A 21,246-nucleotide genomic window follows, 5' to 3' on the forward strand; every position below is an offset into this window, starting at 1 on the left:
CCTGGGGGCAACCTAACTGCCAGGTGACGCTGACATGCTGTCTACGTGCGCATCGCGATCGTCGCCGAGTCGTTTTTGCCGAACGTCAACGGAGTTTCCAACTCGGTGCTGCGGGTGCTGGAGCACCTCCGCCGCACCGGGCATGAGGCCGTCGTCATCGCACCGGACACTCCCCGTGGACAGGCCCCCGCTGGTACCGAATACGACAGAGTGCCCGTGCACCGGGTGCCGGCCGTCATGTTTCCGAAGGTGAGCACCCTGCCGCTGGGCGTGCCGCAGCCACGCATGGTGCGGATCCTTCGTGATTTCGCGCCCGACGTGGTGCACCTGGCCTCACCCTTCGTCCTGGGATACGGCGGGTTGCGTGCCGCCCAGCATCTGGACATCCCCACCGTCGCGGTCTACCAGACCGATGTGGCGGGTTTCGCCGACAGCTATGGCGCCGGTTTCGCCGCTCGTGCCGCCTGGCGCTGGACCAAGCATCTGCACGGCCGTGCCGATCGCACCTTGGCCCCGTCTTCTTCTGCGATGGAAGATCTTGCCGCGCACGGAATACCGCGAGTGTTTCGGTGGTCACGCGGTGTCGACATCGAACGCTTCGCGCCCTCGGCGCGTGATGAGGATCTGCGCCACTCCTGGTCGCCCGAGGGCAAGCCGATCATCGGGTTTGTCGGGCGTCTGGCTCCCGAGAAACATGTGGAACGCCTGGCGGTGCTGGCACAGCGCGATGACCTGCAGCTCGTCATCGTGGGCGGGGGCGTGGAGCGAGACGCACTCGAAAAGCTGATGCCCACAGCAATTTTCACCGGAGAGCTGACTGGGTCGGCGCTGTCGCGGGCATACGCCAGCCTCGATGTCTTCATTCACCCGGGCGAGCACGAAACGTTCTGTCAGGCGGTGCAGGAGGCGCTGGCCAGCGGGGTCCCGGCCATCGCTCCGGATGCCGGTGGACCACGTGATCTGGTGATCCCGGGACGCAACGGAATGCTGCTGCCGGTGGCCGATTTCGAGGCGCGGCTGGGAATGGCCGTCGATCATCTGGTGCAGCCGGCGACCCGCAGCCGATTCTCGGCGGCCGCCCGCCGGGGGGTGCTGTCACGCACCTGGCCCGCCATCTGCGACGAGTTGCTTGAGCACTACGCCGCCGCGGCGGGTACCACGCTGGGCCGCGGCATCATGACGGCTTAGTGCGCTGTACCGTCACGGTATGAACCGCGCCACCCTGGAAAAGGACCCGCACGAGGTCGCGTCCATGTTCGATGCGGTGGCCAAGCGATATGACATCACCAATACCGTGCTGTCCTTCGGCCGTGACCGCGCCTGGCGCCGTGCCACCCGCGAATCGCTGAAACTGAAGCCAGGGGACAAGGTGCTCGACATCGCCGCGGGCACCGCGGTCTCGACGGCAGAGCTCACCCAGTCCGGCGCCTGGTGTGTGGCGGCGGATTTCTCGGTCGGCATGCTCAAGGCCGGTGCGCATCGCACTGTGCCCAAGGTGGCCGGAGATGCGACCCGGCTGCCGTTCGCGGATCACTCGTTCGACGCGGTCACCATCAGCTTCGGTCTGCGCAACGTCGTCGATCACGTCGAGGGACTGCGGGAGATGGCGCGCGTCACCAAACCTGGTGGCCGCCTTGCGGTGTGTGAATTCTCGACTCCGGTCAACCGGCCTTTCCGCACGCTGTACATGGAGTACCTGATGAAGACGCTGCCCTCGGTGGCGCGCGCCGTCAGCAGTAATCCGGACGCGTACGTGTATCTGGCCGAATCGATCCGGGCATGGCCTGATCAGGAGGCGCTGGCGCAGCAGATCATCTCGGCCGGATGGTCGAATGTGCGGTGGCGCAACCTCACCGGCGGCATTGTCGCCCTGCATGTGGCCACGCTCTGACCACAGGCTCCCATCAGCTGAACGGCGGGCGTGAATCGATGCGGCGTGAGCCGCCACCGGCCACTCGCCAGGCGCGCGCCACCGCGTCGTGGTCTTCGTCGGTCACCAGATTTCCCATGAGCCGCACCGCGACCCGCATCAGCACCTGAGAGCGCATGCCGACCGGACCCATGATGGGCAGGAAGCGCGGCAGGGTCAGCAGCGCCGCGAGCCGTCGCGCGATCGAGAACGACCGGCCATACCGGTCGCGGAGCAGCTCGGGCCACAGCTGTGCGTAGTCGTGGGCGTCGAGCACCTCGGCGGCCAGATGACCGGTCTCCAGACCGTAATCGATGCCCTCGCCGTTGAGTGGGTTGACGCACGCGGCGGCGTCGCCGATGAGCATCCAGTTGGGGCCCGCGACGCCGGACACCGCACCGCCCATCGGCAGCAGTGCCGAGGCGATGGAGTGCAGGCGGCCACTGAGCCCGAAGTCTTCGCGCCGCAGCTCGGTGTAGTACTCGATGAGCGGACGCAGCGCGGCATCAGCGGGGCGCTTGGAGGTGGCGAGTGCGCCGACGCCGATGTTGATCTGCCCGCCGCCCAGCGGGAAGATCCAGCCGTACCCGGGGAGCACCTGGCCCTCGGGTGAACGCAGCTCCAGATGCGAGGTCATCCATTCCTCGTCGCCGCGTGCCGACTCGATGTACGCGCGACCGGCGACGGCATACACGGTGTCCTTGTGCCACTCGCGCCCGAGGGCCTTTCCCAGAGGGGAGCGCACACCGTCGGCGACGATGACGGCCTTGCAGGCGATCTCGCCGGGGCCGCTGTCGTCGAGCACCCGTACCGAGGTGACCCGGCCCGCCGAGTCGCGTTCGACGTCAACCGCCTTGGTGGATTCGGCCATCTTGGCCCCGGAATCCACCGCCACCTGCCGGATCTTGTCGTCCAATTCGGTGCGGCGCACCGCGCTGCCGGTGCCGCCGAAAGATGGCCCAGGCCAGGGCACTTCGATGTCGCCGCCAAATCCATGCAGCCGCAGACCCTGGTACCGGATGTGCTCGTCGAGCCATGGTTTCAGCCCCAGCAGCTCCAGCTGTTCGACGGCGCGCGGGGTCAGCCCGTCACCGCAGGTCTTGTCTCGGGGGAACACCGCCGAATCGACCAGGACCACCTCACGCCCGGAGCGTGCCGCCCACGCCGCGGCCGCCGATCCGGCTGGTCCGGCACCGACGACGACCAGGTCCGCTGACGTCTGCACCTTCACAGTATGTTGGACCGGTGAGTAACTCGACCACGGTGGCCGGAGTTGACCTCGGTGATCCCGTATTCGCCGCGAAGGTGCGCGACCATTTGGCCGCTATCGAAACCCTCATCGTGACCGAGCTTGGGCAGTCGGACCCGCTGTTGACGGAGTCGGTGCTGCACCTTTTCCATGCAGGCGGTAAGCGCTTCCGTCCGTTGTTCACGGTGCTCGCCGCCCAGACCGGACCCGATCCGGACAACGACGAGGTGATCCTCGCCGGCGCGGTGTGCGAGCTCATTCACCTGGCCACGCTGTACCACGACGACGTCATGGACGAGGCGCAGAAGCGTCGTGGCGTGCCCAGCGCCAATGCTCGCTGGGGTAACAACGTCGCGATCCTCGCCGGGGATTATCTGCTGGCCACGGCCTCGCGGCTGGTGTCCCGGCTGGGGCCCACCGCGGTGCGGATCGTCGCGGAGACCTTCGCCGAACTGGTGACGGGCCAGATGCGGGAGACCGCCGGGGTGCCGCAGGGCGGTGACGAGACCGAGCACTACCTCAAGGTGATCCACGAGAAGACCGGGTCGCTGATCGCGGCGACCGGGCGTTTCGGCGGCATGACCTCCCGGTGCGATGACGAGCAGATCGAGCGGCTGAGCCGGCTGGGTGCCATCGTCGGGACCGCGTTCCAGATCTCCGACGACATCATCGACATCGAGAGCCTCACCGACGAGTCCGGTAAGACACCCGGCACCGACCTGCGCGAGGGGGTGCACACGCTGCCGATGCTGTACGCCCTGCGCGATACCGGGCCGGAGGCCGATCGGCTGCGTGTCCTGCTGGCCGCGCCGATCACCGACGATGCCGAAGTGGAAGAGGCGTTGACGCTACTGCGGGGATCGAACGGGCTGGTTCAGGCGAAGTCGGTGGTACTGGACTACGCCGATCGCGCCAAGGCCGAGCTGGTCGAGCTGCCCGCGGGTGCCGCCCGCGACGCGTTGGGCGTGCTCATCGAATACACCGTCCGTCGTCACGGCTGAGCGCGCGGAACCCGAGCGCGCCCTGCTTCGTTAGCTTGGGTGAACCGAGTAGACGGAAGGGAAGCTCATGTCGACGGCAGGACCGAGCCACGCCAACGGACTGAAGACAGTGCTCCTGCTGGGCGGCATGTCGGCGATGATCGTGTTCATCGGCTCGCTGTTCCACAGCAAGAGCATCCTGCTGCTGGCCGTTCTGTTTGCCGTGGGCATGAATGCGTACGTGTACTTCAAGAGCGACACCTTGGCGTTGCGTGCCATGCACGCCCAGCCGGTGACTGAATTGCAGCAGCCCGCGATGTACCGGATCGTGCGGGAGCTGGCGACCGTGGCACGCCAGCCGATGCCCAGGCTGTACATCAGTGACACCAATGCGCCCAATGCCTTTGCGACGGGCCGCAATCCGCGTAATGCGGCGGTCTGCTGCACAACGGGCATCATCGATCTGCTCTCCGAGCGTGAGTTGCGCGCCGTGCTGGGCCACGAACTCTCGCATGTCTACAACCGCGACATCCTGATCTCGAGTGTGGCGGGTGCGCTTGCGGCCGTCATCTCGGGGCTGGCCAATATGGCGATGTTCATGAACTTCTTCGGTGGTGGCGGCGACGATCGCCCGAATCCCTTTGCCCTTTTCCTGGTTTCGATGCTGGGGCCGGTGGCTGCCACGGTGGTGAAAATGGCGGTGTCCCGTTCACGTGAGTATCAGGCCGACCAGTCGGGCGCCGAACTGACCGGAGATCCGCTGGCCCTGGCCTCTGCCCTGCGCAAGATCTCCGGCGGGGTGCAGGCCGCACCGTTGCCGCCGGAGCCGCAGCTGGCCAGCCAGTCGCATCTGATGATCGCCAACCCGTTCCGGGCCGGCGACCGGGTGGCATCGCTGTTCTCGACACATCCTCCGATGGCCGATCGTATTGCGCGCCTTGAGGATATGGCCCGCTTCTAACGGCTTGACGGCAACCGGACCGTGCGTCCGGTCTGCGCGGCCAGCCGATCGAGTACGGGCGCACCCGGGGCGACGGGCTGTGGGGTACCGAACTTCCCCGACCGTGCGAATGCTCCGGCACGCTGCTCAACCAGGCCCAGCGCATTCTCGACGAGGTCGGCGGGCAGGTCCGCGGGAACGCCGGTGGACTGTGCCAGGTCCCAGCCGTGGGTCAACAGGTCGGCCATCCGGATCCGAAGCTGGTTGTCTCCGGTCGTGTGGGCGAATGGGCCGGGATAGGTCTGCTCGAGCACCCCGGGGCGTGTCAGCGTCTCGCTCAATGCCAAGACCGACTGCTGATACGCCGCGGCGGGATCATCGTCGGCGCCGCCACCGGGCCCGCCGAGGCGCTCGGACAGCGAGTAGTTCACGTCGATCAGATGGTTGACCAGCTGGCGCAGAGTCCACTCGGCGCACGGCGTCGGCTCGTCCCACTGCTCCGGGAGTATTGCGGCGACGAGTTTTCCGACGGCCGACGAGGCCCGCAGAAAGTCCTCGGTGGCACTCATCAGCGATACACCATCACCGTGGTGGTCCCGTGTGCCACCAGCCGGCCCTGGGAGTCGACAACCTTGCCCTCGGCGGTCGCGACCCTGCGCCCTGGGTGCAAGACCGTACCCGTCGCGATCAGCTTCTCGCCGTCGGTGGCGACGGTACGGACATAGTTGACCTTGAGTTCGAGTGTCCCGTAACCGATTCCAGCCTCCAGCGTGGAGTGCACGGCGCAACCCATGACGGAGTCGAGCAGCGTCGCGCAGATCCCGCCGTGCAGGGTGCCGAGGGGATTGGCGAACTCGGGCCGGGTGACCACGCTGAATGCGACGGAACCGAAGCTGATTTCTTCCAGCTGCATCCCGAGTAGCCGGGAAATGGGTGGCGTCGCCTCTGGCGTTCCTCCCATGCTCTTCAGCAGTTCGAGTCCGGACAGGTTCTCGATTTCGATGGTCATACCGCACCTTCCGCGTAGACTGATTGGTCCATATCGACGGTAGCAGGGCATGGACCGATCGGTCCATTTGGATGAGGAGGCTGAGGTGACACCGGGTCCACGGCAGCGGCTGATCGATAGCGCGATCGCGATGATGCGCGAACGCGGGGTGCATGGCACCGGCCTCGCTGATCTGCTTAAACGCAGCGGCACGGCCCGGAACTCCATTTATCAGCACTTCCCGGAGGGCAAGGGTGAGCTCATCGCCGAGGCCGAAAGGGAGGCCTCGGCGCAGGCCAACGCGTTCCTTGGCGCGCTAAGGGAGCGTGGCGATACCGAGTACGTCCTCGCCAAATTCATCAAGTGGTGGACAAACCAGCTGCAGACCCACGACTTCGACACCGGATGCCCTCATGCGGCGGCCGCGCTCGCGGGTCCGGGGGAGGAGCAGATCCGGGCCGCGGCCCACGACGCCTTCCTGGGGATGCGGACCCAGCTGGAGGGTTCATTGCGGGACTCGGGCCTGGTCGACGGCGCGGACGGCGTGGCGTCGCTGATTGTCAGCGCGATCGAGGGGGCGCTGTTGCAAGCGCGGGCGGCGCGCTCGGTGCAGCCACTGCGCGAGGTTGAGCGCGAACTCGTGGCGCTGATTCGCGCTCGACGGCAGTAGGGGCGAAAACCCTTATTCCGGTTCGACTTCTGAGAGATCGGTAGCGACGTGGAAGGGCGGAGTGCTCTTCCCGATCACCCGATACCGATTCCACGGGTCGGGGTCGCCGATGAAGGCATCCCGCGCGCTATGGGTGGTGCGGATCGTGGCATGCACGCGTGCCTCGTCACCCACGATCGCGGTCAGTTGTTCGTTCGGCCTGATGCGTCCGATCCATCGGTAAATGCCGTCGATCGGCTCGCTGTACCCCTTGAGCTCCAGCTGGACCGGTACCTCGACACCGCGAACGGTCACCGTCGCCTCGCCGATGTAGTCCGAATCATCATGCGGGCTATGGCTGAAGACGCTGTTGGTGTCGTCCTGTCGGGGAAGGGTCATGACTCTCCTCTTGACAACCGGGATACCGCCCCGGCAAGCTCGCTGACATATGCGTAACAAAGAGTACCCGATACTATTTAATACGGGTACTAAACCTTGGGTGATCAGAGGGCAGCGACGTGACGTCCAGTAGTTACAAAGACATCAACTACACCGACTACGAATTCAGTCAGGCCACCACGGTGGACGGTGGCGTTCCTACGCGTCGTCGCCGGGTGGGTGATCGGCTCAAGACGGCGCGCCGATTGCTCTTCGAAGCCACAGAGCTCAGCTACGACCCCGAACTGGACATCGACTGGGATGCGCCGCTGAGCTCCGGGATGCATTGGCTGGCGCCCCATCGGGTGTCGCTCTACGGCACCCCCGAGTGGGGTGCGCTGTCGGTGGAGCAGCGTGACGAACTGGCCCGCCAGGAGCTGGTCAGTCTGCTGAGTTTCGTCGTGGACGCGCAGGGTGCGCTGGCGTCACTGATGTTTCGGGATGTCATCGAGGGCAACACGCTCGCCGATGACTACACCCGCTTTCTGTTGGCCAGCGTTCGCGATATCAGCCGCAACGCGACCATGGTCGGCCGGCTGATCAACAAGACGGGGTTGGAGCTTGCGCCCGCGCCGATGGCCGTGCAGCGTCTGCAGCGGTTCTTCGTGCCGCTCATTCCGCATGGTCCTCTCGGCCGTGGATTCATTCTCTTGCTGCACAGGCTGATTCATCAGCTGATGAGTGAGCTCGAGGCCGACGAGCAGGCGCAGCCTGTGGTTCGGCAGGTCGCGAAGATCTGTGTTCTGGTCGGCCGCCGTCAGCTGGAGTTCGCCGAGGACGAGCTGTACCGCGCGGTGGATGCCCGGCGGTATCTGCCCGCTGCCCCGGCTGATATCTCGGTTGCGCTGTTGACGGTCTTGGCGACCTCGCTGATCGTGCGTCCGCAGGTGTACCGCAGCGTGGGCCTGACCGAGCGGGCCGGCCGCAGGGCGGCGGCGCGGAGCGAGAACAGTCGCCACCGCAATCAGGTGTTGTTGCGGCGATACCTCGACATCGCCCAGGACGCAGGAATGTTCACGACCAGCGCCGCGCGGTCGATTCTCGGAGGTCGCGGCCTTTTATGACCCCATTCGGGGATTGACAAACCAGGGTGCAACGTTAAGACTCAAAGTAACGGGTACTGAAAGTAATGTATAAAATTGGAGGGCGGGATCAATGACGACCATCGACCAACCAACGGCTCTTCACGAGGCCGGCGCCTCGTCGGTGCGGGGCAAGTCCGTGGGCGACCGGCAGAAGACGGCGCAACGACTGCTGCGTTCGGCCGCGGAACGTGCCTACGACGGTGAAGTCGACATCGACTGGGACGCCCCCGTGGTTCCTGGGTTGTACTGGACCACTCCGCAGCGGACGTCGCTGTATGGCACCAAACTGTGGGACAAGCTGACCCAGGAACAGCGCATCGAACTGACGCGTCATGAGCTCGGCTCGGTACTCAGCTTCGGCATCTATGTCGAGACCGGTCTCAGCGCCATGCTGTGGCGGCAGGTTGTCGAGCAGAACGGGGGAGCGACCGATCACGGCCGTTACGCGCTGACCGAGGTCAGCGAGGAAGCGCGGCACTCCACTATGTTCGGTCGTCTCGTGAACAAGCTCGGCGTCGAGCCTTACACCTATCCCAAGTTCGCGACGCGCGTCATCCGGCTTCTGGGACTGGCGCCGCTAGGCCCCTCGGGCCTGGGCGGGCTGCTGCTGGTCGAAGAGGTGTTGGACCGCGCGCAGCGCGAATCGATGATGGATGAGACGGTGCAGCCGCATGCGCGCCAGCTGATGAAGATCCATGTGCTCGAAGAGGCGCGGCATATCACCTATGCGCGTGAGGAATTGGTGCGTCAGATCGCCGAACGAGGCCCGGTGTCCAACGCATTCCACCGCGGGGTTTTCGCCCTTGCGGTAATCGGTATCTACCCGGTGCTCTTCAACCCGAAGGCATACCGGTCGGTGGGGATTCATCCGCTGCGCGGCCTGTACGCCTTCTTGACGTCACCGAACTACCGCGAGAACGCGACATGGGTCTCGGAGCCGCTGATGCGCTTCATGCACGAGATCGGTTTCCTGGACGGCAAATTCACCGGGCGACTGTTGCGGATGTCGCGGGCGATGCCAGACGACATCCTGGCCGAGATCAAGTCGCGATAAGCGCGAGAGCAGAACTGGCTCGTTGCCGGTGGCAATGAGCCAGTTCTGCCGTGCCAAGGGTCCACCTTCGAAAACAGAAAGCGATTGCGCCACATGACTGTCACCGACACACCGTCCGAAGAGCAGCAGCCCGACACTGTGATCGACAGCGGCTCCGCCGATCCCATCCGGGTCCGGGCGCTGATAGTCGGCACCGGTTTCTCGGGCATCGGTGCCGCGATCGCGCTGCAGAAGATGGGAGTGCCGTTCCGCATCCTTGAAAAGGCCGGCGAAATGGGTGGCACCTGGCGCGACAACACCTATCCCGGTGCGGCATGCGATGTGCCGACGCACCTCTACTCGTTCTCGTTCGAGCCGCGGTCGAACTGGGATCAACTCTTTTCCAGGCAACCCGAGATCTTCGACTATCTCAAGGAAGTCGCCGCCAAGTACGGCTTGTACCGGCATGTCACCTTCAACACACGTGTCACTCGCGGGTACTGGGATGAGAGTGAGTACCGCTGGCATGTGTTCACCGAGAGTGGGCAGGAGTACATCTGCCAGTTCCTCATCTCGGGGGTTGGCGCCCTGCACATTCCGAGCATCCCGGAGATCGATGGCCTCGACCGTTTCGAGGGGCCGGTCTTTCATTCCGCGCAGTGGAACCACGACTTCGACCTCACCGGCAAGAAGGTCGCCGTCATCGGCACGGGTGCCAGCGCCATTCAGTTCGTCCCCGAGATCGTCGGCAAGGTAGGCGAGCTGAAACTCTTCCAGCGCACGCCGCCGTGGGTATTGCCGCGCAGCAATGTCGAATTCGGGCCGGCAGCCAAGCGGGCGTTCGCGAGCATCCCGGGGCTGCGGGCGTTGTTCCGCAGCGGCATGTACTTCGGCGCCGAGGCCGGCGCATACGCGATGAATCGGCGCCCGGCCTTGCTGAAAGGTGTTGAGCTGCTGGGCCGTGCGTACATCAAGAGCCAGATCTCGGATCCGGACGTGCGCCGGAAGGTGACACCGGATTACCGGGCGGGGTGCAAACGCCTGTTGGGTTCGGCCACGTACTACAAGGCTATCGAGAACCCGAAGACGGAATTGGTTACCGAGTCCATCACGCGGGTGACCGCGGACGGTGTGGTCACCAGCGACGGAATCGAGCGCAAGGTCGACGCCATCATTTTCGGCACCGGCTTCCACGTCACCGACTCGTACAAGTACCTAGATCTGAAGGGCCAGAACGGCGAGGATCTCGGCGACCGTTGGTCGGCAGAGGGTGTCACCGCTCATCGCGGCATCACGATCGCCGGCATGCCCAACCTGTTCTTCCTCCTGGGCCCCAATACCGGGCTGGGCCACAACTCGATCGTGTTCATGATCGAGTCGCAGATCCATTACGTCACCGAGGCCATCAAACACGTTGATGAGGCCTACGCCCAGGCGATTGTGCCTACTCGCGAAGCCCAGGACCGGTTCAACGCCGAGGTTCAGCGCAAGCTGCAGGGCTCGGTCTGGAACAACGGAGGTTGCCAGAGCTGGTATTTGGACGAGCACGGCAAGAACCGGACGTTGTGGTCCGGATTCACGTTCGAATACTGGTCGCAGACAAGAAAAGTCGATCCCACCGAGTATGAATTCGAAGGTGCGGTACGCCCGGCTGTGCGCAAGACCATTCCCCTCGCGGATGGTCCCCGGCAGACCTCGCCGAGCCTGTCCGCACGCTAGGCCGCCACTTCCGCCCAACAGAAGCGAGGAACGATGAAGAACTTCGACAACAAGGTCGCCGTCATCACCGGTGCCGGTTCGGGTATCGGCCGCAGCCTGGCCTTGAATCTGGCCCAGCGCGGTGCGCGGTTGGCGCTCTCGGATATCGACACCGCGGGCGTGGCCGATACCGCCGGGCGTTGCGAGAAGGCGGGCGCGACCGCCATCCCCTTTGAACTCGACGTCGCCGACCGGGCGGCCGTGTACGCCCATGCCGCAGACGTCAAGAACGAGTTCGGTCAGGTCAACCTGGTGTTCAACAATGCCGGTGTCGCACTGTCCGCCGACGTCAAAGACATGGAATGGGACGACTTCGACTGGTTGATGAACATCAACTTCTGGGGAGTCGCGCACGGCACCAAGGCCTTTCTGCCGCATCTCATCGAATCAGGCGATGGCCACATCGTCAATGTGTCGTCGGTGTTTGGATTCATGGGCATCCCGTCTCAGAGTGCCTATAACGCAGCGAAATTCGCCGTTCGTGGCTTCACCGAGGCGCTGCGTCAGGAGATCCGGGCAGCCAAGTACCCCGTCGGAGTCACCTGTGTGCACCCCGGCGGGATCAAGACCAACATCGCCTCAAGTGCGCGCGGTATCCCGGAGGGAGTCGACCGCGAAACCGTCCGAAAGGGCTTCCAGCTCGCGGCGATCACCCGGCCGGACTCGGCGGCGCGGATCATTCTGCGGGGTGTCGAGAAGAATCGGCCCCGCGTGTTGATCGGTCCTGATGCCCGGGTGTTCGACGCCATACCGCGCATCATCGGACCGCGTTACGGGGATCTGATGGCGCCGTTCTACGGACTCGGCAAGTACGGGCCGGGCAAGAAGATCGCGGCCCGTTTCGGTATCGAGCTCTAGGCGCCGTCGATGACAGACACCGTCACACCGGATGCCCCCAAGGTGACTGGCAATCCCCACGTACATTCACTGGAGGTCGTCGAGATCATCAGGGAGACAGGGGATGCGGTTTCCCTGGTGTTCGAAGTGCCCGATGCCCTCGTCGATGCCTTCCGGTATCGACCGGGGCAATTCCTCACGCTGAAAATCCCCAGTGAACAAACGGGATCGGTGGCCCGCTGCTACTCGCTGTCCAGCTCACCGCATCTCGATGACGACCTCGTCGTCACCATCAAACGCACGGACGGCGGTTACGCGTCGAACTGGCTGTGCGACAACGTCGTCGTGGGTGATCACATCACCGTGCTCACCCCGTCCGGGGTTTTCGTGCCGCGGTCGCTGGACGGCGACTTCTTGCTGATCGCGGCCGGTAGTGGCATCACTCCCATGCTGTCCATCGCCAAGTCGGTGCTGCTGGGTGGTGCCGGAACGGTCTACTTGTTCTACGCGAACAGGGATGAGCAGAGCGTCATATTCGGTGCCGAGATCGACGACATCATGGTGGAGTTCCCGGACCGGCTGCGGGTTGTGCACTGGCTCGAATCCGAGCGGGGATTGCCGACCCGTGACGCCATGGCCGAGTTGTTCAAGGCCTACACCCGGTACGGCACCTACATCTGTGGCCCGGCGCCGTTCATGGACGGGGCGCGCGCCGCGTTGTCGGCCGTCGGGATGCCGGCCAGCCACATTCACATCGAGCTCTACCAGTCGCTGACCGGCGACCCGTTCGCCGACATCGTGGTCCCGCAGGGTGGCGGGGACACCGCGGAGGCGACGGTGGAACTCGACGGCACACAGGTCACCGTCGAGTGGCCCAGGAACACCCCGCTGCTCGACGTGCTGCTCGCCCAGGGCCTCGATGCTCCGTACTCATGCCGCGAGGGTGCCTGCAGCGCGTGTGCCTGCACGGTGCGCCGCGGCGAGGTACGGATGCTTCGCAACGACACCCTGGTCGATGCCGACCTGGCGATGGGGCTGACGCTGGCCTGTCAGGCCGTTCCGGTCACCGACAGCGTCGATATCGTCTTTGACCAGTAGACGCGAGATTGTGCGCGATCTTGGATATGGTCACGGGATGCGTACCCTGCCGATCCTTGGCGCCGTGACCAGCGCGATTGCCGCCTTGATGCTGGCGGGCGTGGCGTCCGCCGACCCAGACACCCCGAATCCTCTTGACCCGTCCGGGCTTCCGAACGTCAACGGCCTCACTCCGGTGTCACCGCTGGAGTACAGCGTCTTGGCGGACACGGCATACGGCTTCACCATTCCCGGTGGGATCTCCTGCATGATCAAGCGCGCCGATGCCAGCTATGGCTGCAGCGGCCCGCTGCCCGGGGCGCCCAATGGAGCGAACCTCGTCAGCGGCAGTAACGCCCCCGGTTTCGCCAGCACCGACCGGCCGATCTACGGCCTCGGCGGCGATGTCTTCAAGCCCCTGGCGCCGGGGCATCGCCTGAGCTACCGCGAGGTCAGCTGCGGCCTGGACGGTGGCGGCACCTTGACCTGTGTCAACAACCGCTGGCAGAACGGCTTCGTGGTGGGTCCGGGCGGCAGCTACACCACCTAGCCGCTGGTTAGATTGGTCGCATGCGTCTTGGGAACCTGCTGATCGCCGTCCTGTGCGGCATCGTCCTTGTCGGCTGCGATAGGGGAGAAGCACCCACGGACGCCCCCGCGCAGGAATCCACCAGTGCGTCGGCCTCCGCCGCGGCAACCCCCACCGCGACCGTTGACCCCGCCGGCGAACCGGCCTGCCCCAAACACGGCGGTCGCTGGGACGCCGCCCAGGGCTGCGTCATCGACGAGGTCACCCCGCTGGCCACCCAGCACCTGCTCATCCCCGTCCAATGGGATTCGTCCTTCCCCGAGCTCCAGAAGGCGACCGACGAGCTGGTGGCGGATATCCGCGCTAATTTCCGCAAGTCCGTCGAGCGTGCGGGAGCCCCGCCCGAAGGCAAGCCATGGGCGCTGCAGGTCAGCTTCGAGGCGTATCAGGGCAAGGGTGTGCATCCCTCCGACAGCGTGCGGTTCTCGATCAGTGAGTCACTCGGCGGCTATCACCCGGGATTCGCCTTTCGCACCCTGGCCTTCGACCGCGTCACCAAACAGCCCATCACCATCGGGTCACTGGTGATCGACCTGGCGACGGCTCTGCCCAAGATCGCCGCGCTGGTCCGCGCCGATCTGCGCGCGCAGCTCGGCGGTGTGGGAACCGAATTCGTCGATACCGGAACAGTTCCGGAGCCAGGTAATTTCACAGAACTTTCGCTGGACGGCGACGCGCTGCTGTTCTCCTTTGAGCCATACCGCGTGGCCGCGTACGCCGAGGGGCCGATGCAGAGCAGGGTGGCGCTATCCGAGCTGCGCGATGTGGTGAAGCCCGAGTACCTGCCCGCCTGATCAGAACCCGGTGCCGTGCACCTCGTGGCCGGGTGTGGCCGCCATGAGTCCGCGGTAGGCCTGCTCCACCGTGGAGCCGTGGTTGATCACCCCGTCGACCTCACGCGCGATCGGCATCTGGATGCCGTACTCGTCGGCAAGGGTCATCACCACGGAGGACGCCTTCACGCCCTCGGCCACCTGATTCATCGATTCGATGATTTCGTCGATGGTCTTGCCCTTGCCGATCTCCTCGCCCACGTGCCGGTTGCGGCTGCTGGCACTCGTGCAGGTGACGATGAGGTCGCCCAGGCCCGCCAGGCCGGGAAAGGTCTCCGGGTTACCGCCCATGGCCACACCGAGTTTGGTCATTTCCCGCAGTGCCCGCGCGATCACCATGGCGCGGGTGTTCTCACCGATGCCGATCGCATAACCCATGCCGCTGGCGATGGCGAAGACGTTCTTGAGTGCACCCGCCATCTCCACACCCACCACATCGTTGGTGCTGTACACGCGGAACCGCGAAGTGCGGAACAGCTCGCCCAGACGCGCTGCCTGATGCTGATCGGGCATCGCGACCACACCAGCGGCCGCGTACCCGCGCGCCACCTCCTTGGCGATATTGGGCCCGGCCAGGATGCCCGCCGGGTGTCCTGGCAGCACTTCCTCGATGATCTGCGACATCCGCATCCGCGAGCCCTGCTCGAGGCCCTTGACCAGCGACACGATCGGCACCCATGGGCGTAAGGACTGCCCGATCTCGGTCAGTACCTCGCGGAAGCTGTGTGAGGGAACGCCCATGATCACAACGTCGGCCTGCTCGATGGCCTCGTGCAGATCCGAGGTGGCGCGCAGGCTCTCGGTCAGCTCGACCTCGTCGCTCAAATATCGTGAATTGCGGTGCCGTTCATTGATATCCGCGACGGTTTCCGGCGAGCGGGCCCACTGCAGGGTGGGGCTGCGGCGCGCCACAATCGAGGCCACCGTGGTGCCCCAGGATCCGCCCCCGAGGACGACGACTTGTGGTTCACGAAGTGCTGCCATGCCCGCCAGGGTATGGGCCCGATGCGCCACGAATATGGACTTCGGCAATATGAGTGCGGTGTTGATCGATGTGACGCTCACGACCGGGCTGACCACCATGGCCGCCGATGCCGCCGAAGCCGAGGGGGCCGGCTACGCGGGTATCTGGACATTCGAGGGCGCGCACGACCCGTTTCTGCCGCTGCTGCTGGCCGCCGAGCACACCAGGGATGTCACACTGGGGACCTCCATCGCGGTCGCCTTCGCGCGAAATCCGATGCTGTTGGCCAACATTGGCTGGGATCTGCAGGCCTACTCGGGCGGGCGATTCATCCTCGGGCTCGGCACGCAGATCAAACCGCACATCACCCGTAGGTTCGGCATGCCGTGGAGCAGTCCTGCGGCGCGGATGCGTGACATGGTGCTGGCGGTGCGCGCCATCTGGCAGTCGTGGCAGGAAGGTGGGCGTCTGGACTATCGCGGCGAGTTCTATCAGCACACCCTCATGACGCCAATGTTCATGCCTGATCCCGCCGAGGTGAGCGCCTTTGGCCCGCCACCTATCTGGCTGGCCGGTGTCGGTAGCGGGATGACCGAGGTTGCGGGCGAGGTGGCCGACGGATTCTTGTCCCACCCGTTCTGTACACCCGGCTACCTCGCGCAGATCACCGTGCCGACGCTGGCACGTGGCGCGCAGAAGTCCGGAAAGACACTCGCCGACATTCAGATCCACCACTCGCCGATGATCATCATCGGGCGCGACGACACCGAGCTGGCGAGTGCGCGGGCGGCGGTGCGCAAGCAACTCGCCTTCTATGGGTCCACGCCCGCCTACTGGCCGATCCTGGAACTGCACGGGCGCTCAGAGGTTGGCCCGAAACTCAAAGAGCTGTCCAAACAGGGCGAATGGGATGCGATGACCAATCTGATCGACGACGAGTTCGTCGATACCGCGGCGATCACCGTGACCGATCCCGCGCAGGGCGCGCGCCAATTGCGGGAGCGCTACGGCGATCTGGTGCACCGGTTGGGTTTCAACACCCCGTACCGGCCCGATCGTGCACTGCTGGCAGCGCTGCTGACCGCCTGCGCGCAGGCTCGCTAGGCGTGGGTACCTGAGATCGCCACCCCGGCCCCCAGGCCGACAATCATGAAGCCGCCCGCACCGCCCATTGTCTCCAGGCGCTTGGGTGAACGGGCGAACCAATTGCGCGCGGTGCTGGCCAGCAGTGCCCACAGGCTGTCCGAGACAAGAGCTATCGCGATGAACACGATGCCGAAGAGGAAGATCTGGGTCGGCACCGAGCCCGCGGCAGGATCGGCGAACTGCGGCAGCACCGCGGCGAAGAACAACGCCGTCTTCGGGTTGGTCAGGCCGACGATGAAGCCCTGCCGGAAGACGTGTCGTTGTCCCGCCGCGGGCCGGTCTGCGTTCAATGCCTCGTTGAGCGACTTGCGGTTCCGAATCGCCTGTACGCCAAGGTAGATCAGATAGGCCGCGCCAACCAGCTTCACCGCCGTCAGCGCCCAGGAGGAGGCGGTCAGCAGGGCGCCCAGTCCGGCCGTCGCAGGCGCCACGAACACCGCGGTGCCTGCCGTATTGCCCAGCACGCTCAGCAGGCCCGCGCGGCGGCCCAGGCTGAGCGAACGGCCGACGGAAAACAGCACGCTCGGCCCCGGAATCACGATGAGGGCGTAAGCGACGAGCGCGAAGCCGATCAGGTGTGATGGCGAGACAGCGGGGATCATCGACCGATCCTGCTACCGGTAGTTCACGAACTGCAAGGCAATATCCAGGTCCGAGCCCTTCAGCAGTGCCTGGACGGCCTGCAGGTCATCACGCTTCTTGCTCGACACCCGGATCTCTTCGCCCTGCACCTGCGACTTGACACCCTTGGGGCCCTCGTCGCGGATGATCTTGTTGATCTTCTTGGCGTTCTCGGTGTCGATGCCCTGCTTGAGGGTCCCGGTGAGCCGGTAGGTCTTGCCGCTGGGCTGCGGGTCGCCCGCGTCGAATGCCTTCATGCTGATGTCCCGGCGGATCAGCTTTTCCTTGAAGACGTCCACGGCCGCCTTCAGGCGCTCCTCGGTGGAGCTGATCAGCTCGATGGTCTCGTCACCTTTCCAGGCGATAGTGGTGTCGGTCCCACGGAAGTCGAATCGTGTGGTCAGCTCCTTGGCCGCCTGATTGAGCGCATTGTCGACCTCCTGGCGGTCGATCTTGCTCACGATGTCGAATGATGAATCCGCCATGACTGCTCCTCTTTCTGGTCTTCGTATGTTCCGTATCCAGTCGGTTTGCGTTGGCACGACCCTATCGTTGTATCCTGCATCGTCTGATAAGGCGGGTTGCCCGAGCGGCCAATGGGAGCGGACTGTAAATCCGTCGGCTTACGCCTACGCAGGTTCGAATCCTGCACCCGCCACAGCACTCAGGCCCCCTTTCGAGGGGGCCTGAGGTTTTTTCAGGGGGATGCGCAGATTGCGCCCGGCGTATCGGCTCAGCGCAGATGGCCGGCCAGCTGCCCCTGCTCGCCGAAGAGTTCGGTGTTCCAGCGTTCAACCAGGTCGGTGTTGTCGAACTCATCCGGATGGAAACCAGGCCGGTTGTAGGCCCTGACGCGGGCGAGCACGTCCCGGGTTACGAAGGGTGAATGCCGCAGTTCGGCAATGCTTCTGAACAACCTGACGGGGTTGTACGCCGCCCGGTCGAGAAGCAGCGACATCAGGGTGTCCAGGAGCGTCCCGCACAGGAACACCGTCGTGATCAGCCGCATCGCCCACGCGCGCATGCGCTCGCTGCCCCCGACCGTTCGATAGACGTCGAAGGCCACGGCGCGATGTTCGGACTCCTCCAGCGCGTGCCAGAGGAGCATCGAGCGGACCTCGCCCTCGCCCAGCAGATCTTGCGCGCGCTGATCGGTCAGCAGGGTCTCGGCGAGCGTCGCGGTGTAATGCTCCAGGGCCGCCGTCATGGCAAGGTTGAATCGAGGCGGCAGGTACCGCGTATAGAGACTCATCCCTCGTTTGGTCATCCGGTCGACGATGTCCGTCGGGTAACCCATCTGCTGCAGCCGCTCGTTGAGCTCGCGGTGCTCGCGCCCGTGTGTCACCTCCTGACCGATGAACCCGGCCACCTGTTTCTTCAGCACGGGGTCGGTGATCTGGTCAGAGAAGTGTTTGACGGACCGGATGAAGTAGTCCTCTCCCTCCGGGAACACTGCCGACAGCATCGCGATGATGTGGCTCATCACCAGATCGCCCTGCACGTAGTGGCGATTCAATGAACCGGTCGGATACCGGAACGTGATACGCCTTGTCTTGATGGGCCGGGCGGCTTCGTCAACAGGGGTGTTCATAGCGGCTCCTGGGTGGGTGTTTCACGGGTGGCTCGATTGACGCCCTCGGCAGGCCAGGGCTCTGGGTCGGTGTCGGGATGATGACGCCAGATGGAGCTGGCGACGATGTAGTGGGCGATGAGGGCGATTCCCCAGCCCAAGAGGGGATAGATGAACCACGGGTATGCCGTGCCATGGTCGAACTGCCAGGTAAGCGCCCAGATCGCCACGAGCAGGACCTGCACAGCGGCGTAGGTGCTGGCGTGGATCCGGAAGGCAGTTCGATTCATCTGCCCGATCCATGCCCGGCGTTTTCGATCGAGCCGTCGCTGTTCCTCGTCGGCCCGGCGTTCGGCACGTTCCACTGCACGTTCAAAGGCGTCATCGCTCACTGCTTGGCTCCTCTCCTGCGATCGTCAACTCGGGCAAGGCCAGTAATCTCCAGGGCGGCCTGATCGAGGATCTTCTCCACCGCGGTGGGATCCACCCGGCCTGCCGACGGCATGATCCGCGCGGAGAACCGGGCGAGGATCTTCTCGAATGAGTCGCCGCGGCCGAACCGTGCGCCGGTGCGCAGCTCCACGCCTGCCAGCACGTCGGCTCTGCTGGTCAGTGCCCGCTCGCCCTCGGCTGACGCGCGGTAGACCGTCCGGCCCTCGCGTGTCTGGCCGGTCAGGAGGCCTTCGGCGGCCAGTGCTTCGACTGCGGGATACACGGTGCCGGGCGATGGTTGGTAGCCGCCGGCGCCGAAGAGCCGTGATAGTTCGGACATCAGTTCATAGCCGTGCATGGGCCGCTGCGCCAGGAGCGCAAGGAGCACGAGGGGCAGCTCGCCATGACGGAAGAAACGTGCCATGACAGTGCCTCCTCTCCACACCTACGAAACTATTACGAAAGTAATATCGAAACTATTACGAAGTCAATAGTTTGGTGGGCGGTTCGCCAGGGAGGCACTACATCTGTTGTGGTTCATTTCCCGATCTGCCCCGCGCCGGCGCGAACAGTGGGGGAATTGGTGCGACCATGCCCGCATGGCTGAAGACGCGGCGGTGGCGCAGGCTCGGGTCCTGCTGCGGTCGCTGTATGAGCATGTGAACTACGTGTCGCAACAGATCGACAAGGCCGAGCGGCAGATTGACCGCCACGCGAATCTTGCTGCCCCCCGGCATCATCGGCGCTTGCGTGCCATGCGCAAGGAACTTGACGAGGCGCATCGTCTCATCAGCGGCCTGCACGGTTGTTACCCGGCCACGCGCGAGACATCAGGCGGGACGGCGTACTGATCGGCGCTGGGACGGTCTAGCCGGCGGTCACCGTGAGCTGATCTTGTCCCTCGGCGATATGGGCCGTGGCATGAAAGGTCTTCCCGGTGTGCGACACAAGAAATCGATAGTCACCGGCCACCGGTGCGGAGATGACCACCTCGCCCCAATCGTCGGCCACCATGGCAATGTCGTGGACCTCGCCGGGCGCCGAGTCGATGCTGATCACAGCACCGGCCATCGGGCGCCCGGCGGAGTCTCGAAACGAGATGCCGACCACGTATCCTCCTGTGTCCGGATTCTCCGATTACCTGAAAAGCCTTGTCACATACCGCCACTCTTCCACGTCGACATGTTGTTGAAGACGGCGCTGTTGATCCGGGTGGCGGAGTTGCCCGAGTTGGCGCCATTGGTGTGAATGCCGACGCCGTAACGGTTGCCGTTCTGCAACACCCACACCGGTGAACCGCTCTGACCGCCCGTGGTGTCGATGTCATAGGTGATGACGCGGTCGGAGACCGACTTGGTGCGTTGCGCCATGAACCACTGCTCGCCGTTCTTCTCGCCGGGATACCCGGACAGGTTCAGCGCGGCGGCCTTCAGGAAATCGTCATTGCGAGTGGCGAAACCGAAGTATCCCGTCTGATCGCCCGGACGTGACGACGCTGGCAGGATGATTGCGCCATAGTCGTTGTGGCGATTCTGGTTCTGGGTCCAGCCGGTGACGCTGCGGAAGGCGGTACCCACGTGCGTGCCGAACGGTCGGACACCGGCATTGCGCCCGGGGATCACCTGGATCGAGCGCACCCAGCCGCCATCGGCATGCATGTAGACGCAGTGCCCGGCCGTCATCACGGTGCGGGGAGCGATCAGCCAGCCCGTTCCGACATAGGTGCGGTTGTTGGCGGAGGTGATGATCAGGTGGCAGATTGCGCGCCAGGGGAACGTGGTGGTGTTGCCGACCCGAACGCGATCATCGGTACCGATGATGACCTCGGCGCTGTTGGCCAACTCGGGGTAACTACCCAGAATGGCGTCCAGTGGTGCGAGTTCCGACTCGTCGGTGCTCAGCCCGTCGACGGAACCCAGTTCACTGACTGTGGATTCACCGTGTGCTTGTGTTGCGGCGTTGGTGGTTTCGGTGTCGGCGTTGCTCGCTTGTGCCGACGGTAATTCGTGTTCGGTAACAGCGGCCGCACCGGCGGCCCCTGAAATTTCGTACCCGGTCTCGGACGGCTTGTGATTCGTTGACTTGACTGCGGTGGCCATTTTTGTCTCCCTGCATAGGGTGTGAGTTCGAGCTAGGACGTATTCATCC

The 21,246-nt window shown here is 64.7% G+C and carries 26 protein-coding genes and 1 tRNA gene; 15 read left to right on the forward strand and 12 right to left on the reverse strand.

Features of this window, described 5'->3' with window-relative positions:
* Nucleotides 1-45 precede the first annotated feature (45 nt).
* Together AOT83_RS13565 and AOT83_RS13570 are read left to right on the forward strand one after the other, a co-directional pair.
* On the forward strand, nt 46-1,188 hold the full coding sequence (locus AOT83_RS13565; RefSeq protein WP_057964827.1) for a glycosyltransferase family 1 protein: 1,143 nt from the start codon (nt 46-48) through the stop codon (nt 1,186-1,188).
* Between the two features lie 19 nt (nt 1,189-1,207).
* Complete coding sequence (locus tag AOT83_RS13570) at nt 1,208-1,891, forward strand: demethylmenaquinone methyltransferase (protein WP_030096568.1); 684 nt, start codon at nt 1,208-1,210, stop codon at nt 1,889-1,891.
* 13 nt (nt 1,892-1,904) lie between these two features.
* On the opposite strand, the gene menJ is transcribed toward AOT83_RS13570, so the two are convergent.
* The gene (gene menJ, locus AOT83_RS13575; protein WP_057964923.1) at nt 1,905-3,134 is read right to left on the reverse strand and encodes a menaquinone reductase; all 1,230 of its coding nucleotides are present in this window, start codon (nt 3,132-3,134) and stop codon (nt 1,905-1,907) included.
* 20 nt (nt 3,135-3,154) lie between these two features.
* Between menJ and AOT83_RS13580 the strand changes: the two genes are divergently transcribed.
* Nucleotides 3,155-4,159, forward strand: coding sequence for a polyprenyl synthetase family protein (locus tag AOT83_RS13580; RefSeq protein WP_308290107.1), 1,005 nt, complete (start codon nt 3,155-3,157; stop codon nt 4,157-4,159).
* 67 nt (nt 4,160-4,226) lie between these two features.
* Complete coding sequence (gene htpX / locus AOT83_RS13585; protein ID WP_030096571.1) at nt 4,227-5,099, forward strand: zinc metalloprotease HtpX; 873 nt, start codon at nt 4,227-4,229, stop codon at nt 5,097-5,099.
* Here htpX and AOT83_RS13590 read toward each other — a convergent pair.
* Nucleotides 5,096-5,647 carry a TIGR03086 family metal-binding protein gene (locus AOT83_RS13590; protein WP_057964826.1) on the reverse strand — a complete coding sequence of 184 codons (552 nt, stop codon included), beginning with the start codon at nt 5,645-5,647 and terminating at the stop codon, nt 5,096-5,098. The two genes, htpX and AOT83_RS13590, sit on opposite strands and share 4 nt — an antisense overlap.
* Nucleotides 5,647-6,087, reverse strand: coding sequence for a PaaI family thioesterase (locus AOT83_RS13595; protein WP_057964825.1), 441 nt, complete (start codon nt 6,085-6,087; stop codon nt 5,647-5,649). Before AOT83_RS13595 ends, AOT83_RS13590 begins: the two co-directional genes overlap by 1 nt.
* Before the next feature lie 49 nt (nt 6,088-6,136).
* On the opposite strand from AOT83_RS13595, the gene AOT83_RS13600 reads away from it, so the two are divergent.
* On the forward strand, nt 6,137-6,736 hold the full coding sequence (locus AOT83_RS13600; protein WP_057964824.1) for a TetR/AcrR family transcriptional regulator: 600 nt from the start codon (nt 6,137-6,139) through the stop codon (nt 6,734-6,736).
* A 12-nt stretch (nt 6,737-6,748) separates the two neighbouring features.
* On the opposite strand, the gene AOT83_RS13605 is transcribed toward AOT83_RS13600, so the two are convergent.
* Nucleotides 6,749-7,114 (reverse strand): DUF4873 domain-containing protein, encoded by a 366-nt coding sequence (locus AOT83_RS13605; RefSeq protein WP_030096575.1) that lies wholly within the window; start codon nt 7,112-7,114, stop codon nt 6,749-6,751.
* A gap of 119 nt (nt 7,115-7,233) precedes the next feature.
* On the opposite strand from AOT83_RS13605, the gene AOT83_RS13610 reads away from it, so the two are divergent.
* The 7 genes from AOT83_RS13610 to AOT83_RS13640 all read left to right on the forward strand — a co-directional run bounded on the left by AOT83_RS13610 (nt 7,234) and on the right by AOT83_RS13640 (nt 14,326).
* A complete protein-coding gene (locus AOT83_RS13610; protein WP_057964823.1) occupies nt 7,234-8,217 on the forward strand; it encodes a diiron oxygenase in 984 nt (327 codons plus the stop codon).
* Between the two features lie 91 nt (nt 8,218-8,308).
* The gene (locus AOT83_RS13615) at nt 8,309-9,292 is read left to right on the forward strand and encodes a diiron oxygenase (protein ID WP_030096577.1); all 984 of its coding nucleotides are present in this window, start codon (nt 8,309-8,311) and stop codon (nt 9,290-9,292) included.
* 93 nt (nt 9,293-9,385) lie between these two features.
* Nucleotides 9,386-10,990 carry an NAD(P)/FAD-dependent oxidoreductase gene (locus tag AOT83_RS13620; protein WP_057964822.1) on the forward strand — a complete coding sequence of 535 codons (1,605 nt, stop codon included), beginning with the start codon at nt 9,386-9,388 and terminating at the stop codon, nt 10,988-10,990.
* Nucleotides 10,991-11,023: 33 nt separating this feature from the next.
* Nucleotides 11,024-11,887, forward strand: a complete 864-nt coding sequence (locus tag AOT83_RS13625) for an SDR family NAD(P)-dependent oxidoreductase (RefSeq protein ID WP_030096579.1) — start codon at nt 11,024-11,026, stop codon at nt 11,885-11,887.
* Nucleotides 11,888-11,896: 9 nt separating this feature from the next.
* Nucleotides 11,897-12,964, forward strand: a complete 1,068-nt coding sequence (locus tag AOT83_RS13630; protein ID WP_030096580.1) for a ferredoxin--NADP reductase — start codon at nt 11,897-11,899, stop codon at nt 12,962-12,964.
* A 37-nt stretch (nt 12,965-13,001) separates the two neighbouring features.
* Complete coding sequence (locus AOT83_RS13635; RefSeq protein ID WP_046254735.1) at nt 13,002-13,493, forward strand: hypothetical protein; 492 nt, start codon at nt 13,002-13,004, stop codon at nt 13,491-13,493.
* A 20-nt stretch (nt 13,494-13,513) separates the two neighbouring features.
* Nucleotides 13,514-14,326 carry an RsiV family protein gene (locus AOT83_RS13640; protein WP_030096582.1) on the forward strand — a complete coding sequence of 271 codons (813 nt, stop codon included), beginning with the start codon at nt 13,514-13,516 and terminating at the stop codon, nt 14,324-14,326.
* Here AOT83_RS13640 and AOT83_RS13645 read toward each other — a convergent pair whose 3' ends face one another.
* Complete coding sequence (locus AOT83_RS13645; protein WP_030096583.1) at nt 14,327-15,349, reverse strand: NAD(P)H-dependent glycerol-3-phosphate dehydrogenase; 1,023 nt, start codon at nt 15,347-15,349, stop codon at nt 14,327-14,329.
* 34 nt (nt 15,350-15,383) lie between these two features.
* On the opposite strand from AOT83_RS13645, the gene AOT83_RS13650 reads away from it, so the two are divergent.
* Nucleotides 15,384-16,433 (forward strand): TIGR03617 family F420-dependent LLM class oxidoreductase, encoded by a 1,050-nt coding sequence (locus tag AOT83_RS13650; protein ID WP_030096584.1) that lies wholly within the window; start codon nt 15,384-15,386, stop codon nt 16,431-16,433.
* On the opposite strand, the gene AOT83_RS13655 is transcribed toward AOT83_RS13650, so the two are convergent.
* Nucleotides 16,430-17,077 carry a LysE family translocator gene (locus tag AOT83_RS13655; protein ID WP_030096585.1) on the reverse strand — a complete coding sequence of 216 codons (648 nt, stop codon included), beginning with the start codon at nt 17,075-17,077 and terminating at the stop codon, nt 16,430-16,432. The genes AOT83_RS13650 and AOT83_RS13655 overlap by 4 nt on opposite strands.
* Before the next feature lie 12 nt (nt 17,078-17,089).
* Nucleotides 17,090-17,581 (reverse strand): YajQ family cyclic di-GMP-binding protein, encoded by a 492-nt coding sequence (locus AOT83_RS13660; protein WP_030096586.1) that lies wholly within the window; start codon nt 17,579-17,581, stop codon nt 17,090-17,092.
* Nucleotides 17,582-17,671: 90 nt separating this feature from the next.
* On the opposite strand from AOT83_RS13660, the gene AOT83_RS13665 reads away from it, so the two are divergent.
* Nucleotides 17,672-17,754: transfer RNA gene (locus AOT83_RS13665), tRNA-Tyr, on the forward strand.
* Nucleotides 17,755-17,829: 75 nt separating this feature from the next.
* Here AOT83_RS13665 and AOT83_RS13670 read toward each other — a convergent pair.
* The 3 genes from AOT83_RS13670 to AOT83_RS13680 are packed head-to-tail and all read right to left on the reverse strand — an operon-like array spanning nt 17,830 to nt 19,522.
* Nucleotides 17,830-18,687 carry a metal-dependent hydrolase gene (locus tag AOT83_RS13670; RefSeq protein WP_057964821.1) on the reverse strand — a complete coding sequence of 286 codons (858 nt, stop codon included), beginning with the start codon at nt 18,685-18,687 and terminating at the stop codon, nt 17,830-17,832.
* Complete coding sequence (locus AOT83_RS13675; RefSeq protein ID WP_057964820.1) at nt 18,684-19,058, reverse strand: 2TM domain-containing protein; 375 nt, start codon at nt 19,056-19,058, stop codon at nt 18,684-18,686. The genes AOT83_RS13670 and AOT83_RS13675 overlap by 4 nt, the downstream gene beginning before the upstream one ends.
* On the reverse strand, nt 19,055-19,522 hold the full coding sequence (locus AOT83_RS13680; RefSeq protein WP_030096589.1) for a PadR family transcriptional regulator: 468 nt from the start codon (nt 19,520-19,522) through the stop codon (nt 19,055-19,057). The genes AOT83_RS13675 and AOT83_RS13680 overlap by 4 nt, the downstream gene beginning before the upstream one ends.
* A gap of 175 nt (nt 19,523-19,697) precedes the next feature.
* On the opposite strand from AOT83_RS13680, the gene AOT83_RS13685 reads away from it, so the two are divergent.
* Nucleotides 19,698-19,949 (forward strand): hypothetical protein, encoded by a 252-nt coding sequence (locus tag AOT83_RS13685; protein WP_199340635.1) that lies wholly within the window; start codon nt 19,698-19,700, stop codon nt 19,947-19,949.
* A 16-nt stretch (nt 19,950-19,965) separates the two neighbouring features.
* On the opposite strand, the gene AOT83_RS13690 is transcribed toward AOT83_RS13685, so the two are convergent.
* Both AOT83_RS13690 and AOT83_RS13695 read right to left on the reverse strand, forming a co-directional pair.
* Nucleotides 19,966-20,208 (reverse strand): hypothetical protein, encoded by a 243-nt coding sequence (locus tag AOT83_RS13690; protein ID WP_057964819.1) that lies wholly within the window; start codon nt 20,206-20,208, stop codon nt 19,966-19,968.
* Nucleotides 20,209-20,252: 44 nt separating this feature from the next.
* Complete coding sequence (locus AOT83_RS13695) at nt 20,253-21,197, reverse strand: serine protease (RefSeq protein ID WP_057964818.1); 945 nt, start codon at nt 21,195-21,197, stop codon at nt 20,253-20,255.
* Between the last annotated feature and the right edge of the window lie 49 nt (nt 21,198-21,246).

It is taken from the genome of Mycobacteroides sp. H001 (genome assembly GCF_001440005.1).
Taxonomy (GTDB): Bacteria; Actinomycetota; Actinomycetes; order Mycobacteriales; family Mycobacteriaceae; genus Mycobacterium; species Mycobacterium gwanakae.